At 70.2% G+C, this 14,052-nt stretch carries 15 protein-coding genes; 3 read left to right on the top strand and 12 right to left on the bottom strand.

Annotated features, from left to right (window positions below):
* Positions 1 to 45 precede the first annotated feature (45 nt).
* Positions 46 to 1,674 (bottom strand): ABC-F family ATP-binding cassette domain-containing protein, encoded by a 1,629-nt coding sequence (locus tag NQU55_RS26345; protein WP_206329415.1) that lies wholly within the window; start codon positions 1,672 to 1,674, stop codon positions 46 to 48.
* Between the two features lie 65 nt (positions 1,675 to 1,739).
* Here NQU55_RS26345 and NQU55_RS26340 point away from each other — a divergent pair, with 65 nt between their 5' ends.
* The gene (locus NQU55_RS26340) at positions 1,740 to 2,849 is read left to right on the top strand and encodes a hypothetical protein (RefSeq protein ID WP_240976417.1); all 1,110 of its coding nucleotides are present in this window, start codon (positions 1,740 to 1,742) and stop codon (positions 2,847 to 2,849) included.
* 185 nt (positions 2,850 to 3,034) lie between these two features.
* Here the strand turns inward: NQU55_RS26340 and NQU55_RS26335 are convergent, their stop codons facing one another.
* Positions 3,035 to 3,862, bottom strand: coding sequence for a hypothetical protein (locus tag NQU55_RS26335; RefSeq protein WP_168093344.1), 828 nt, complete (start codon positions 3,860 to 3,862; stop codon positions 3,035 to 3,037).
* Between the two features lie 178 nt (positions 3,863 to 4,040).
* On the opposite strand from NQU55_RS26335, the gene NQU55_RS37190 reads away from it, so the two are divergent.
* Positions 4,041 to 4,442, top strand: coding sequence for a hypothetical protein (locus NQU55_RS37190; RefSeq protein ID WP_206329419.1), 402 nt, complete (start codon positions 4,041 to 4,043; stop codon positions 4,440 to 4,442).
* 174 nt (positions 4,443 to 4,616) lie between these two features.
* Positions 4,617 to 6,737 (top strand): glycosyltransferase family 4 protein, encoded by a 2,121-nt coding sequence (locus NQU55_RS26325; RefSeq protein WP_256791286.1) that lies wholly within the window; start codon positions 4,617 to 4,619, stop codon positions 6,735 to 6,737.
* 52 nt (positions 6,738 to 6,789) lie between these two features.
* Here NQU55_RS26325 and truA read toward each other — a convergent pair whose 3' ends face one another.
* The 10 genes from truA to secY form a co-directional block, all read right to left on the bottom strand.
* Positions 6,790 to 7,644, bottom strand: a complete 855-nt coding sequence (gene truA / locus NQU55_RS26320) for a tRNA pseudouridine(38-40) synthase TruA (RefSeq protein WP_168092746.1) — start codon at positions 7,642 to 7,644, stop codon at positions 6,790 to 6,792.
* Positions 7,645 to 7,722: 78 nt separating this feature from the next.
* Positions 7,723 to 8,187, bottom strand: coding sequence for a 50S ribosomal protein L17 (gene rplQ / locus NQU55_RS26315; RefSeq protein ID WP_030368392.1), 465 nt, complete (start codon positions 8,185 to 8,187; stop codon positions 7,723 to 7,725).
* Positions 8,188 to 8,349: 162 nt separating this feature from the next.
* The gene (locus NQU55_RS26310) at positions 8,350 to 9,372 is read right to left on the bottom strand and encodes a DNA-directed RNA polymerase subunit alpha (protein ID WP_004946635.1); all 1,023 of its coding nucleotides are present in this window, start codon (positions 9,370 to 9,372) and stop codon (positions 8,350 to 8,352) included.
* 133 nt (positions 9,373 to 9,505) lie between these two features.
* Positions 9,506 to 9,910 (bottom strand): 30S ribosomal protein S11, encoded by a 405-nt coding sequence (gene rpsK / locus NQU55_RS26305; protein ID WP_003948617.1) that lies wholly within the window; start codon positions 9,908 to 9,910, stop codon positions 9,506 to 9,508.
* A gap of 104 nt (positions 9,911 to 10,014) precedes the next feature.
* Positions 10,015 to 10,395 (bottom strand): 30S ribosomal protein S13, encoded by a 381-nt coding sequence (gene rpsM, locus NQU55_RS26300; RefSeq protein WP_030368393.1) that lies wholly within the window; start codon positions 10,393 to 10,395, stop codon positions 10,015 to 10,017.
* A gap of 178 nt (positions 10,396 to 10,573) precedes the next feature.
* Positions 10,574 to 10,687 carry a 50S ribosomal protein L36 gene (gene rpmJ, locus NQU55_RS26295; RefSeq protein ID WP_003956441.1) on the bottom strand — a complete coding sequence of 38 codons (114 nt, stop codon included), beginning with the start codon at positions 10,685 to 10,687 and terminating at the stop codon, positions 10,574 to 10,576.
* Positions 10,688 to 10,746: 59 nt separating this feature from the next.
* Positions 10,747 to 10,968, bottom strand: coding sequence for a translation initiation factor IF-1 (gene infA / locus NQU55_RS26290; protein ID WP_003956442.1), 222 nt, complete (start codon positions 10,966 to 10,968; stop codon positions 10,747 to 10,749).
* A 175-nt stretch (positions 10,969 to 11,143) separates the two neighbouring features.
* Entirely contained in the window at positions 11,144 to 11,980 is an 837-nt protein-coding gene (map, locus tag NQU55_RS26285) for a type I methionyl aminopeptidase (protein WP_168092747.1), read from the bottom strand.
* 93 nt (positions 11,981 to 12,073) lie between these two features.
* Positions 12,074 to 12,730 carry an adenylate kinase gene (locus NQU55_RS26280; protein WP_168092748.1) on the bottom strand — a complete coding sequence of 219 codons (657 nt, stop codon included), beginning with the start codon at positions 12,728 to 12,730 and terminating at the stop codon, positions 12,074 to 12,076.
* Positions 12,730 to 14,043 (bottom strand): preprotein translocase subunit SecY, encoded by a 1,314-nt coding sequence (secY, locus tag NQU55_RS26275; RefSeq protein ID WP_058046819.1) that lies wholly within the window; start codon positions 14,041 to 14,043, stop codon positions 12,730 to 12,732. Before secY ends, NQU55_RS26280 begins: the two co-directional genes overlap by 1 nt.
* Positions 14,044 to 14,052 lie beyond the last annotated feature (9 nt).

The raw sequence follows: 14,052 nt of genomic DNA, 5'->3' as shown, positions 1-14,052 counted from the left end.
CGATATCTCAGCCCGTCCGGCGTTTGAGGACACCGCCGCAGGCGGTCACCTGCTCCGCTCCACTCGCCCCTCGTCCCACACCGGCTCCGGAACCTCGCGGACCCGCCCGTCCGCCCCGAAGACGAGAAAGCGGTCGAAGGAGCGGGCGAACCAGCGGTCGTGTGTGACGCAGAGCACCGTTCCCTCATACGCCTCCAGACCCTCCTGGAGGGCCTCCGCGCTCTCCAGGTCCAGGTTGTCCGTGGGCTCGTCCAGGAGCAGGGCCGTCGTCCCCGCCAGCTCCAGCAGCAGGATCTGGAAGCGGGCCTGCTGGCCGCCCGAGAGCCTCTCGAAGAGCTGGTCCCCCTGCTTCTCCAGCTCGTACCGCCGCAAGGCGGACATCGCCCCGCCGCGGTCCTTGGCGTGCTCCGTCCACAGGATGTCGACGAGCGTGCGCCCCAGCAGCTCCGGGTGGGCGTGGGTCTGCGCGAAGTGCCCCGGCACGACGCGGGCGCCCAGCTTCCACTCGCCCGTGTGCGCCACGGGATTCTCGGAGTCCCCGGCCAGGAGCCGCAGGAAGTGCGACTTGCCGGAGCCGTTCGAGCCCAGGATCGCGACCCGCTCGCCGTAGAAGACCTCCAGGCCGAACGGCTTCATCAGGCCGGTCAGCTCCAGGTCCACGCAGGTCAGGGCGCGCACGCCGGTGCGGCCGCCGCGCAGCCGCATCCGGATGTCCTGCTCGCGGGGCGGCTCCGGCGGCGGGCCCGCCTCCTCGAACTTCCGCAGCCGGGTCTGCGCCGCGGCGTACCGCGAGGCCATCTCGTGGCTGACGGCGGCCGCCTGCCGCAGCGTGATCACCAGCTTCTTCAGCTGGGCGTGCTTCTCGTCCCAGCGCCGCCGCAGCTCCTCGAAGCGGGCGAAGCGCTCCTTGCGGGCCTCGTGGTACGTGGCGAAGCCGCCGCCGTGCACCCAGACGTCGCTGCCCGCCGGGCCCGGCTCGACGCTGATGATCTTCTCGGCGGAGCGGGCCAGCAGCTCGCGGTCGTGGGAGACGAAGAGGACCGTCTTCTTCGTCTCGCGCAGCTTCTCCTCCAGCCAGCGCTTGCCGGGGACGTCCAGATAGTTGTCCGGCTCGTCCAGGAGCAGGACCTCGTCCGTGCCGCGCAGCAGGGACTCCAGGACGAGCCGCTTCTGCTCGCCGCCGGAGAGCGTGCGCACCTGGCGCCACTGCGCCTTCTCGTACGGGACGCCGAGCGCGGCCGTGGTGCACATGTCCCACACGGTCTCGGCCTCGTAGCCGCGGGCCTCGGCCCAGTCGGAGAGGGCCTGCGCGTAGGCCATCTGCGCGGCCTCGTCGTCCCGCTCCATGATGGCGAGCTCGGCGGCGTCCACCGCCCGCGCCGCCTCGCGGATGCGCGGCTGGGCGACGGAGACCAGCAGGTCGCGGACCGTGCGGTCGTCCCGGACCGAGCCCACGAACTGCGGCATCACGCCGAGGCCGCCGCTGACGGAGACCGTGCCGCCGTGCGGCTGCAGCTCGCCGGCGATCAGGCGCAGCAGCGTGGTCTTGCCGGCGCCGTTGGCACCGACGAGGGCGACCGCGGCGCCTTCGCCCACGCGGAAGGAGACATCGCCGAGGAGCACCCTCCCGTCCGGGAGGTAGTACTCCAGATGTGCCGCTTCCACGTGTCCCATGGGCGGGATTCTCCCTGCTCGCCGAGGGGGCGACCAACCCGTTTTCGCGGTTTACGATGCACGCCATGAGTTTTGGGCAGGCAGGGCCGTACGGGCCCCCGGGGGATCCGCAGCAGCCGCACCAGCAGCCGGGTCCGCCCTCGGGGCCGCCGTCAGGGCCGCCGCCGGGCTCGCAGCCGATGCCGCCGGCCGGGCAGTTCGGTCCGCCGCCGGACCTGTCGCCGCAGCCGCAGCCGCAGGGGCCCGGGGCGCAGCAGCAGCCGGCGCAGCAGGCGGTGCCACAGCCGGTCCCGCAGCCGGCGCCGCAGCATCCCGTGCCGCCCGCACCGCCCGCGCCGTGGGCCTCCGCCCCCGGCCAGGCCTCGCAGACGCCCGACTGGGACGCCCTCGCCGACACCACCGCGGCCCGCGGCCGGCGCCGCAAGTGGCTGCTGGTCGGCGGCGGCGCGCTGGCCACGGTCGCCGTCGCCGGCACCGTGGCGGCCCTCGTCGTCGGTTCGCACAAGGGCGGCAAGTCCGCCTCCGACCTGCCGTCGGCGCAGAAGCTGCCGAGCTCCTCCGGCTCGCCCGAGCCGTCGTTCTCGCAGGTCGCGCCGCCGCCTCCGCCCAACCCGCGCGACTTCATAGCCAGCGCGGAGAAGGACAAGGCGCCGCTCAGCACGAAGACGCTCTTCCCGCACAGCAAGCCCTCCCTCGACAAGCGCAAGTACGACCGCGTCGACACGGCCACGACCGAGGACTGCGCCTCGGCGACGCAGGGCGGGCTCGGCTCCGTCCTCGCCGACAACGGCTGCCGGAAGGTGATGCGGGCGACGTACAAGCGGGACGGAGTGGCGGTGACGGTCGGCGTGGCCGTCTTCGACACCAAGGCCGCGGCCGACAAGGCCAAGGAGCAGTCCACGGGGAACATCGCCTCGCTCCCGGGCGACGGCCCCTCCTTCTGCCGGGCCACGGCCTGCCGCCTGACCGCCAACGCGGAGGGGCGCTACGCCTACTTCACCGTGGCCGGCTACCTGAACGGCAAGGCCGTCCCCGACGACGACAAGGACGCCCTCCAGGCGGGCCGCGACGTGGCGGGCTACACCTTCCGCCGCATCATGGCCCGGGCCAACTCCCAGGCAGCGGCGTCGGTGGCCTCCGCCACCCCGTCCGCGGCCCCCAAGAAGCAGGCGTAGGCGGGGGCCGGGCCGGGCGCAGCGCCACTCCCTGCCGTCAGGCAGGAAAACCCGCCGCACCGGCGCCCAGCCCCCACCGCGCAGCCCGGCGGCGCCGAACCGCCCGAGGCCGTACGGCACCGCCGGACACCACCATCGTGGCTGCCCGCCGCCGCGGCGGATACGAGGACGCGGGACGGCGTGCGTCACCCGCCGTCCCCCTCCCCCGCCTCCCCGCCTTCCCCCACCGCCATCGGTGAGGACGGCGGCGGGACCGTGGGGGCCTTTTGTTCGGCTCGGGAGAGTTTGGCGATCTGGGCGTCGACGAGTTCCGGGGGGATTTCGACGTCCTCGGGGTCGGACAGGCTCGTGGCGAAGAACATCGCGAGCGTGGCGCCCGAGCGCACGACCGTGATCAGGCTCGGCGCCCGCTCCGCCGCGTTCTCCAGCCGGTAGGCCACCGCCTCGTCCCCCAGCCGGGGCGCCGTGAGCGTGCGGACCGCCCGGAACTCCTGGGGTTCGCCCTCCCCGGTGCGCATGCGGAAGCCGCCCGCGCAGCCGGCCGCCGCGGACCGCAGCCCGTCGAGGGTGGAGACGGCGCCGTCGCCGCGGTAGGTGGAGACGCGGATCATCCCCATGAGGCCCTGGAAGTCGAGGTCCTCGCCGGCCTTGGCGAAGGTGTTGACGACGGACGCGGCCGGCGCGGGCCGGGGCCGGGAGCCGAGGGCCTCGACGAGGGGCCGGCAGGAGGCGTCGTCGGCGACGGGCCGACCACCGCCCGCGGCCCAGCTGCTCGCGCGTTCGATCTGGAAGCCGGGGACCTCGCGCGGCCCCAGCTCGACGTGCCTGAGCTGGGCGGAGCTGAGTATCCGCACGGCACCGCGCGTGTCCTTGGCCTCGCCGCGGCCGCCGCCGCGTCCGCCTCCTCCGCCGGAGCCGCCGTTGCCGTCGAGCCCGCCGTCGCCGCCAGGGCCGCCGCATCCCGCCGTCAGCCCGAGGGCCACGACCGCGGAGACCGCCACCATCGCCTTCACAGGGCCCAGCCTCCCAGCGCCCGCGGGGTCCGTCCCCGCGCCACGCCCGGCCACCCGGTTACCCTCTGGACTTCCGTTCGACGGGCCGCTTGACGGAAGCGGCGCGGCTGCCCCTACAGTTCGCTCGCCCGAACAAACGGGCGGACCCGGCACGCGCACGGAGAGGGGGCCCACACTCATGAAGATCGCCTTCCTGATCCACAACGCCTACGGCATCGGCGGCACGATCCGCGCCACCGGCAACCTCGCGAGCGCCCTCGCCGCCCGCCACGACGTCGAGATCATCTCCGTCCACCGCGGCGCGGACGCCCCGAAGCTCCCCGCCGACCGCCGCACGGCACCCGCACCCGCCGCGGCATCGCGCTCGTCCCGCCCGGGGACGCCGCCCACGACGCGCACCGCCTGGAACTGCGCCCCGGCCCCTCGGAACCGCCCGTCCCGCTCGGCCGTCTCACGGGCGACGGCGTGGACCGCAAGCGCACCGACGTGCACCCCGCGCGCGACCTGGAACACCCGGTGCGGGGTACCGTCGCCGTGCGCCCCGTCTTCGACCCGGAGAACGATCTCACCCTTGACGTAAGCGACGTGACTCAAGCCACAATGTAGCCTCGACAAGCAACCGAAATCCCTCCCAACGGTCTTAACCGACGGATCGGACCGGACCGCAGAAGCATCCGGCCGACAGGGGAGACCCGTACACCCAGGCCAGGGGGAAGGACGGACGCGCCGCCCGTAACGCCGCGCACACACCGCCATGAAGATCTCTTTCCTTTTGCAGAACGCCTACGGCATCGGCGGCACGATCCGCTCCACCTTCAACGTCGCCAGTGCGCTCGCCGCCCGGCACGACGTGGAGATCGTGTCCATCCACAGGACCGGTGGCACACCCAAGCTCCCCCTGCACCGCAAGGTGAAGCTGGTCCACCTGATCGACACCCGCGCCGAGACCGGCGCCGACCGGGACAACCCGCTCCTGGAGCAGGACAGCGCCCACATCCCGCCCGTCGAGGCCAAGGGCGCGCACTTCAGCGCCCTGACCGACAAGCGCGTCGCCGAGCACCTCGCCCGCACCGACGCCGACGTCGTCATCGCCACCCGCCCCGGCCTGGTCATGTACCTGGCCGAATTCGGGCAGGACCGCTATCTGCGGATCGGCCAGGAGCACCGGATCTACGGCACCCACGAGCCGAACATCCGCGCCGCCCAGGACCGCGCCATCCCGCACCTCGACGCCCACACCGCCGTCTCCGAGGCCGACGCCGCGACCCACCGCGAGCAGTTCCCGGGCGTCAAGACCAAGCTCGTCGCGCTGCCCAACGGCGTCCCCGCCTCCGAGGTCGAGCACTCCGACGGCAACGCCAAGCTCGTCGTCGCCGCCGGCCGCCTCATCCCCGTCAAGCGCTACGACCTCCTGGTCAAGGCCTGGGTCACCGTCGCCGCCGCCCGCCCCGACTGGAAGCTGCGCATCTACGGCCGCGGCCCCCAGCAGGCGAAGCTGCGCGAGCAGATCGACCAGCTCGGCCTCACCGAGCACATCACCCTCATGGGCCCCCACTCCCCCATCGAGACCGAGTGGGCCAAGGGCTCGATCGCCGCCGTGACCTCCCGCGAGGAGTCCTTCGGCATGACGATCGTGGAGGCCATGAACTGCGGCGTCCCCGTCGTCGCCACCGACTGCCCGCACGGCCCCGGCGAGATCATCAAGGACGGCCACGACGGCCTCCTCGTCACCAACCTCGACAGCGACGCCATCGCCAAGGGCCTCCTCAAGCTCATCGAGGACGACGAGCTGCGCCACGCCATGGGCAAGGCCGCCCGCATCTCCGCCGAGCGCTACCACCCGGACGCCATCGCCCGCCGCTACGAGGAGCTCATCGAGAGCCTCGGCGGGGCCCGCGACAGCTCCACCCCGGCAGCGGCCCCCGCCGCGGGCTCCGGCACCGCCGAGCGCAAGCCCGCGCCCGTCCCGCTGACGAAGATGCTGCGCCGCACCGCCGGCAAGATCCTCCGCCCGCTGCGCCGCGGCGTCGCCAAGCCCTCCACCCCGCCGGTGAAGGCAGCGATCAAGGAGATCGTCCGCAAGCCGCTGCGCTGCACCGCCTCCTGCCGCGTCGACGCCGACGGCAACATCCTCGTCTCCGTCGACCGCAAGGGCCTCTCCGGCGAGAAGCTCTCGCTGACGGTCACCCGCCGCAAGGAGGGCAAGCCCGTCGCCGTGCCCCTGAAGGCACCGGCCGGCCCGAAGGACCCGTACACCGCCGTCCTCGACCGCAAGCAGCTGCGCCTGGGCGAGGGCCGCTGGGACCTCCACGTCGTCCGCGGCGACGACGGCGCCCGCCGCCGCGTCGTCTCCCACCTCGCCGAGGGCCGCGGCCTGGTCGAGCTGGAGCCGCTGCCCGGCGCGCCCTTCACCTGGTGGGTGCCCTACCCGACGGTCGACGGCTTCCTCGCCCTGCGCGCCTGGAACCGCCCCGTCCACGCCGAGGCCCGCCTCGTCCGCCAGGACGAGACCGCCCTCACCGTCGAAGGCACCCTGCACGGCGCCGAGTTCGCCGACGGCGCCGAGCCGGTCCTCGTCGCCACGCCCCGCGCGGACACGGCCGACCGGGTCACCGCGCAGGTCACCGCCGTCGACAGCACGGCCTTCCGGGTGACCGTCCCCTACGCCGAGCTGCGGCACGCCCGCGGCACCGGCGAGGAGAACACCGTCTGGGACCTGGCCCTGCGCCTGACCCCGGACGGCGAGCCGGTCAAGGTGGCCCGTCTCGTCGGCGACATCGTCGACCGCAACAAGACGGACCTGTACCCGAAGGTCGACGGCATCAAGCCGTACTTCACGGTCAACAGCGACCTGGCGGTCAGCTGCCCCGCGTAAACCCCGAAACGCAGGTGGGGCCCGGCGAAAACCGGGCCCCACCTGCGTTTCGTCAGCAGCAACCCGCGCCGGGCAGCGTCCTCTTGTTCCGCGCCGCGATGTTCCGCGCCGCGAGCTCGGAGTCGGCCGGATACCCGACCTCCTCCAGCGTGAGCCCGTGCGGACGCACCACGTGCACGGCCGAATCGCGCACCCGCGCCGCCAGCACCTTGCCCGGCCAGTCCACCGGCCGGTGCCCGTCACCCACGAACAGCAGCGCACCCACCAGCGACCGCACCATGTTGTGGCAGAACGCGTCCGCCCGCACGGTCGCCGTGATGACGCCGGAGGCGTCCCGCTCCCAACTCAGCTGCTGCAGCGTCCGGATGGTCGTCGCACCCTCGCGCCGCTTGCAGTAGGCGGCGAAGTCGTGCTCGCCGATCAGCGCCTTCGAGGCCGCGTTCATGGCGTCGACGTCCAACGGCCAGTCGTGCCACAGCACATGACCGCGCAGCAGCGGATCGACCCCGCCGTGATGGTCCGTCACCCGGTAGGCGTAGCGCCGCCAGATCGCGGAGAAGCGCGCGTTGAATCCGGCCGGCGCCTCGGCGACCTTCCACACCCGCACGTCGTGCGACAGCCGGCCGGCCAGCCGGCGCAGCAGCTTCTCCTCGTGCTCGGCCCACACCTCGGCCGGCAGGTCGACGTGCGCGACCTGGCCCCGGGCGTGCACTCCGGAGTCGGTACGACCGGCGACCGTCAGCTCGTACGTCTCCTTGGACCGGGTCACGGTCCGGATCGCGGCCTCCAGCTCACCCTGCACCGTGCGCTGGCCCTCGCGCTGCTTGGCCCAGCCGGAGAAGTCCTTGCCGTCGTACGAAAGGTCCAGCCGCACCCGTACGTAACCGGGTGCCACCTCGTCACTCACCAGGGGTTCCTCTCAGAAATGCGGGACGGGCCCGCCCCCGGAAAGGGGCGGGCCCGTCACTGACACGCATCAGCGTTGTCAGGCGTCCTTCGACTCCTCGGCCGGAGCCTCGGCGGCAGCCTCGGACTCCTTGACCGCACGCTTGGTGGCGGCCTCGGCCTCGGCGACGGTCGCCTTCTTGGCGATCTCGCCCTCGACCAGCTCGATCACGGCCATGGGCGCGTTGTCGCCACGGCGGTTACCGATCTTGGTGATACGGGTGTAGCCACCCGGACGCTCGGCGAAGCGCGGAGCGATCTCGGTGAAGAGCACGTGCACGATGCCCTTGTCCGTGATCGTCTGCAGCACCTGGCGACGGTTGTGGATGTCGCCCTTCTTCGCCTTGGTGATCAGGCGCTCGGCGACCGGACGCAGGCGGCGGGCCTTGGCCTCGGTCGTCGTGATGCGGCCGTGCTCGAAGAGCGACTTGGCGAGGTTCGCCAGCATCAGCTTCTCGTGCGCGGCACCGCCGCCCAGACGGGCACCCTTGGTGGGACGCGGCATGGTGTTTCTCCTAGGTGTCTGCCCCGGCCGTATCAGGTACCGGGGTCAGTATCCGAGCGGGCGGTCGCCCGTCGGAGACCCGCGCCCCCGAAGGGGCGCGGGGAACTGCGCGATCAGCCGAAACCGATCCGCAGCCAAGATCGAGCCGTCAGGCCCGAGCTCTTAGTACTGCTCGGTCTCGACGAAACCGGCGTCCGCGTCGTCGTCCGCGCCGAAGGCGTCCGCGGCAGCGGTCGGGTCGAATCCGGGCGGGCTGTCCTTGAGGGCCAGGCCCATGCCGGCCAGCTTCGCCTTGACCTCGTCGATCGACTTCGCACCGAAGTTGCGGATGTCGAGCAGGTCGGCCTCGGAGCGGGCGACGAGCTCACCCACGGAGTGGATGCCCTCGCGCTTGAGGCAGTTGTACGAGCGGACCGTGAGCTCGAGCTCCTCGATCGGCAGCGCGAGGTCGGCGGCCAGGGCGGCGTCCGTCGGGGACGGGCCCATGTCGATGCCCTCGGCGTCGATGTTGAGCTCGCGGGCCAGACCGAACAGCTCGACCAGGGTCTTACCGGCGGACGCCATGGCGTCGCGCGGGCGCATGGCCTGCTTGGTCTCGACGTCGACGATCAGCTTGTCGAAGTCGGTGCGCTGCTCGACTCGGGTCGCCTCGACCTTGTAGGTGACCTTGAGGACCGGCGAGTAGATGGAGTCGACCGGGATGCGGCCGATCTCCTGGCCCACCTGCTTGTTCTGGACGGCGGAGACGTAGCCGCGACCGCGCTCGACGGTCAGCTCCATCTCCAGCTTGCCCTTGGCGTTCAGGGTCGCCAGAACCAGGTCGGGGTTGTGCACCTCGACACCGGCCGGCGGGGCGATGTCGGCGGCGGTGACCAGACCCGGGCCCTGCTTGCGCAGGTACATCACGACCGGCTCGTCGTGCTCCGAGGAGACGACCAGCTGCTTGATGTTCAGGATGAGGTCGGTGACGTCCTCCTTGACGCCCGGCACGGTGGTGAACTCGTGCAGGACACCGTCGATGCGGATGGACGTGACCGCCGCACCCGGGATCGAGGAGAGGAGCGTACGGCGCAGGGAGTTGCCGAGGGTGTAGCCGAAGCCCGGCTCCAGCGGCTCGATCACGAACCGGGAGCGGAACTCGTCGACGACCTCTTCGGTCAGCGAGGGGCGCTGAGCGATCAGCATGCGATGAATCCTTCAGTCATGGACACCCACTATTTGATGTCCCGAGGTATTACAAGGGTACGGGCGGCACGGCCCCCCGGAAGGGAAGCCGTACCGCCCAGACCCTCAAGGCAGCAGCCGAAGCCGCGCAGCGTCAGACGCGGCGACGCTTCGGGGGGCGGCAGCCGTTGTGCGGGGTCGGGGTGACGTCCTGGATGGAGCCGACCTCGAGACCGGTCGCCTGGAGCGAACGGATGGCGGTCTCACGACCGGAACCCGGGCCCTTGACGAAGACGTCGACCTTGCGCATGCCGTGCTCCTGCGCACGACGCGCGGCGGACTCGGCGGCCATCTGCGCGGCGAACGGGGTGGACTTGCGCGAGCCCTTGAAGCCGACGTGGCCGGCGGAGGCCCAGGAGATCACGTTGCCGGTCGGGTCCGTGATGGACACGATCGTGTTGTTGAACGTGCTCTTGATGTGCGCGTGGCCGTGAGCGACGTTCTTCTTTTCCTTGCGGCGCACCTTCTTGGCAGCGCCCTGACGACCCTTGGGGGGCATGTCTTACTCCTGATGGAGGGAGGTGGTCGGTCCTACAGCGAAGACCGCTGGAATGCGGCCGACCCGGGGGTTGCCCCCCGGAGCACCGCAGCGTCCGCTGTGGACTACTTCTTGCCCGGCTTCTTCTTGCCGGCGATGGCGCGACGCGGGCCCTTGCGGGTACGAGCGTTCGTGCTGGTGCGCTGACCGTGGACCGGCAGGCCACGACGGTGACGCAGACCCTGGTAGCAGCCGATCTCGACCTTGCGGCGGATGTCGGCCTGGATCTCGCGACGGAGGTCACCCTCGGTCTTGAGGTTGGCGTCCACGTACTCGCGGATCTTGACCAGGTCCTCTTCGGGAAGGTCACGAACGCGGGTGTTCGGGTTCACACCGGTGGCGGCGAGGGTCGCCTGCGACTGGGTGCGGCCGATACCGAAGACGTAGGTGAGTGCAACCTCCACGCGCTTGTCGCGCGGGATGTCAACACCGGAAACGCGTGCCATTCAATGGCTCCAGATGTTCTCGGGGGTCTGACACAGAACCGATCCCGGCCGCCGTACTAGGTACGTTCCGGGTCCCCGGCCCCCGCCGGAGGTGTCGCCAGTGATCACTGGACGGGTTCTGCGTATGTACGTTTTTTGCTCGCGTCGCGCGAAGAAACTGCGAAGTGCAGGTTCTGCGTCAGCCCTGGCGCTGCTTGTGGCGCAGGTTGTCGCAGATGACCATGACCCGGCCGTGGCGGCGGATCACCTTGCACTTGTCGCAGATCTTCTTGACGCTCGGCTTGACCTTCATGGGTGTGAGGTTCTCCGGGTCAGTGCCGTCGCCCCGTACGAGCGGGACGGCGACAAGATCTACTTGTAGCGGTAGACGATCCGGCCACGCGTCAGGTCGTAGGGAGAGAGCTCCACGACGACCCGGTCATCCGGAAGGATGCGGATGTAGTGCATCCGCATCTTGCCGCTGATGTGCGCGAGGACCTTGTGACCGTTCTGGAGCTCCACCTTGAACATTGCGTTCGGCAGAGACTCGATCACGGTGCCCTCGATCTCGATGGCACCTTGCTTCTTGGCCACGCTTCGCCTTTCGAATCGGCTACCTTGATCAACTCTAGTGCTGCACGGTCCACCGCAAAGAAATTACAAGCGGGCATGCGGATACACGAGAGCCGACGCGTCAGTCTACGTCAGGGCAACCCGAAAGACTAATCCAGGGGTGACTGCCCAGCCGCAGTGATCCTTATGCGACGCCTCAGGCCAGCGGGTCCGGGGCCGCCGTCACCCCGTACTCCGCCAGCTTCGCCTTGCCGCCGTCGACCGCCGTCAGCACCAGCGGCCCTTCCTCCGTCAGGGCGACGGAGTGCTCCCAGTGGGAGGACCAGGACATGTCGTCCGTGAGGACCGTCCAGTCGTCCTCCAGGACGTGCGTACGGGCCGTGCCGAGGCTCACCATGGGCTCGATGGCGATGCAGAAGCCCGGGACGAGCTTGGGGCCCTTGCCGCGCTTGCGGGAGACGTAGTTCAGCAGGTGCGGGTCCATGTGCATCTCGGAGCCGATGCCGTGGCCGCCGTAGTCCTCGATGATCCCGTACTTCCCGGAGGCCGGGCGGGGCTGGCGGCGGATGTAGCCCTCGATGGCCCGGGAGATGTCCACCAGGCGGTTGCCGTTCTTCACGGCGGCGATGCCGGCCCACATGGACTCCTCGGTCACCCGGGAGAGCTCCAGCAGCTCCGGAGCGTGTCCGGTGCCCACGAAGGCCGTGAAGGCCGCGTCACCGTGCCAGCCGTCGATGATGGCGCCGGCGTCGATGGAGATGATGTCGCCGTCCTTGAGGACGGTCTTCGTGTCCGGGATGCCATGGACGACGACCTCGTTCACCGAGGTGCAGATGGTGGCGGGGAAGCCGCCGTACCCGAGGAAGTTCGACTTCGCGCCGTGCTCGGCGATCACCTTGCGGGCGACGTCGTCCAGGTCCTTGGTCGTGGCACCGGGGACGGCCGCCTCCCGGGTGGCCGCGTGCACGGCGGCGACGACCAGGCCGGCCTCGCGCATCTTCGCGATCTGCTCGGCGGTCTTGATCTCGACCATGGGATGCCTTCCTGGGTCTTACGGTCCAAATGCTCAAACAAACACTACGGCCGCGGTGCCCCGAAGGGCACCGCGGCCGTAGTACGTGCCATGTCAGGCGGCTTCGCGCTCCAGCGCGGCCATCGCCCGCTCCGTCACCTCGGCGACCTTGCCGAGGGCCGGGATCGTCACCACGAGGCCCTGGGCCTTGTAGTAGTCGATGATCGGCTCGGTCTCCGTGTGGTAGACCTCCAGCCGCTTGCGGACGGTCTCCTCGCGGTCGTCCTCGCGCTGGTACAGCTCACCGCCGCACGTGTCGCACACACCCTCGGCCTTCGGGGGGTTGTAGATCACGTGGAAGATGTGGCTGCTGTCCTTGCGGCACATCCGGCGACCGGCGATCCGCTTGACGACCTCGTCCTCCGGGACCTCCAGGTCCAGGACGGCGTCCAGCTTGAGGCCGCCGGCCTTGAGGATGGCGTCCAGCGCCTCGGCCTGGGCCAGGTTGCGCGGGAAGCCGTCGAGCAGGAAGCCGCCGGCGGCGTCCTCCTGGTCCATGCGGTCCTTGGCCATGCCGATGGTGACCTCGTCCGGCACGAGCTGGCCGGCCCGCATGTACTCCTGGGCCTTCTGGCCCAGGGGCGTGCCCTGGCTGATGTTCGCCCGGAAAAGGTCGCCCGTCGAGATGTGCGGGATCGCGAGGTTCTTGGCGAGGTACGCGGCCTGCGTACCCTTGCCGGCGCCGGGCGGCCCGACGAGGACGATTCGCATCAGCGGAGGAACCCTTCGTAGTTGCGCTGCTGAAGCTGGCTCTCGATCTGCTTCACAGTCTCCAGACCGACACCCACGATGATCAGGATGCTGGTTCCCCCGAACGGGAAGTTCTGGTTCGCGTTGAGTGTGACCAGTGCCACCGTGGGCACCAGGGCGATCAGGCCCAGGTAGAGAGAGCCCGGCCACGTGATGCGGTTCAGCACGTAGCTCAGGTACTCCGCGGTGGGACGACCCGCCCGGATGCCCGGGATGAACCCACCATACTTCTTCATGTTGTCGGCAACTTCTTCGGGGTTGAAGGAGATGGCGACGTAGAAGAAGGCGAAGAAAACGATCAGCAGGAAGTAGGTGGCCATGTAGATCGGGTGGTCACCCTTGACCAGGTTGGCGTTGATCCAGTTCGCCCAGCCCGCCTTGGAGCCGGTGAACTGCACGAGCAGCGCCGGAATGTAGAGCAGCGACGAGGCGAAGATGACGGGGATCACGCCCGCCTGGTTCACCTTGAGCGGGATGTAGGTGGACGTACCGCCGTAGGAACGGCGGCCGATCATGCGCTTGGCGTACTGCACGGGGATCCGGCGCTGGGCCTGCTCGACGAAGACGACGAGCGCGACCATCGCGAGACCGCACAGGATGACCAGGGAGAACTCCAGCCAACCGCCCATCAGGCTGCCCTGGAGCTTGATCGCCCAGAGGGAGCTCGGGAAACCGGCGGCGATGGAGGTGAACATCAGGATCGACATGCCGTTGCCGATGCCGCGGTCGGTGATGAGCTCACCGAGCCACATGATCAGCGCGGTACCGGCGGTCATGGTGATGACCATGACGACGGTGGTGAAGATCGACTGGTTGGGAACGATCTGGTTCCCGACGGTGCAGCCCCCGAACAAGGCACCGCTGCGGGCCGTGGCGACCAGGCCGGTGCCCTGAAGGATCGCAAGAGCCACGGTCAGATAGCGCGTGTACTGCGTGATCTTCGCCTGTCCCGACTGCCCCTCCTTCTTGAGGGCTTCCAGCCGTGGAATGACGACGGTCAGGAGCTGCAGGATGATGCTCGCCGTGATGTACGGCATGATCCCGAGCGCAAAGATCGTGATCTGCAGCAGCGCGCCACCACTGAACATGTTCACGAGGCCGAAGAGGCCCTGACCGCTCTTGGTCTGGTCCATGCACATCTGGACATTGCGGTAGTCGACTCCCGGCACCGGTACGTGCGCACCGAGTCGGAAGAGCACCATGATGCCCAGCGTGAACAGCAGCTTCTTGCGCAGGTCGGGCGTCTTGAACGCCCGGGCGAACGCGGTGAGCACGGTGCCTCC

The sequence above is a fragment of the Streptomyces telluris genome, from assembly GCF_024519335.1.
GTDB lineage: Bacteria > Actinomycetota > Actinomycetes > Streptomycetales > Streptomycetaceae > Streptomyces > Streptomyces telluris.
Note: the sequence above shows the minus strand (reverse complement) of the source record. Positions and strands in the feature narration are given on the sequence as shown.

Excerpts from the sequence above, each read along its gene's own strand:
- NQU55_RS37190 (WP_206329419.1), top strand. The coding sequence starts at position 4,041 with ATGAAGATCGCCTTCCTGATCCACAACGCCTACGGCATCGGCGGCACG.
- rpsK (WP_003948617.1), bottom strand. The coding sequence starts at position 9,910 with ATGCCCCCCAAGGGTCGTCAGGGCGCTGCCAAGAAGGTGCGCCGCAAG.
- NQU55_RS26340 (WP_240976417.1), top strand. The coding sequence starts at position 1,740 with ATGAGTTTTGGGCAGGCAGGGCCGTACGGGCCCCCGGGGGATCCGCAG.
- rplQ (WP_030368392.1), bottom strand. The coding sequence starts at position 8,187 with ATGCCGCGTCCCACCAAGGGTGCCCGTCTGGGCGGCGGTGCCGCGCAC.
- NQU55_RS26280 (WP_168092748.1), bottom strand. The coding sequence starts at position 12,730 with ATGCGAATCGTCCTCGTCGGGCCGCCCGGCGCCGGCAAGGGTACGCAG.
- NQU55_RS26310 (WP_004946635.1), bottom strand. The coding sequence starts at position 9,372 with ATGCTGATCGCTCAGCGCCCCTCGCTGACCGAAGAGGTCGTCGACGAG.
- map (WP_168092747.1), bottom strand. The coding sequence starts at position 11,980 with ATGGTCGAGATCAAGACCGCCGAGCAGATCGCGAAGATGCGCGAGGCC.
- rpmJ (WP_003956441.1), bottom strand. The coding sequence starts at position 10,687 with ATGAAGGTCAAGCCGAGCGTCAAGAAGATCTGCGACAAGTGCAAGGTG.
- NQU55_RS26345 (WP_206329415.1), bottom strand. The coding sequence starts at position 1,674 with ATGGGACACGTGGAAGCGGCACATCTGGAGTACTACCTCCCGGACGGG.
- rpsM (WP_030368393.1), bottom strand. The coding sequence starts at position 10,395 with ATGGCACGCGTTTCCGGTGTTGACATCCCGCGCGACAAGCGCGTGGAG.
- NQU55_RS26325 (WP_256791286.1), top strand. The coding sequence starts at position 4,617 with ATGAAGATCTCTTTCCTTTTGCAGAACGCCTACGGCATCGGCGGCACG.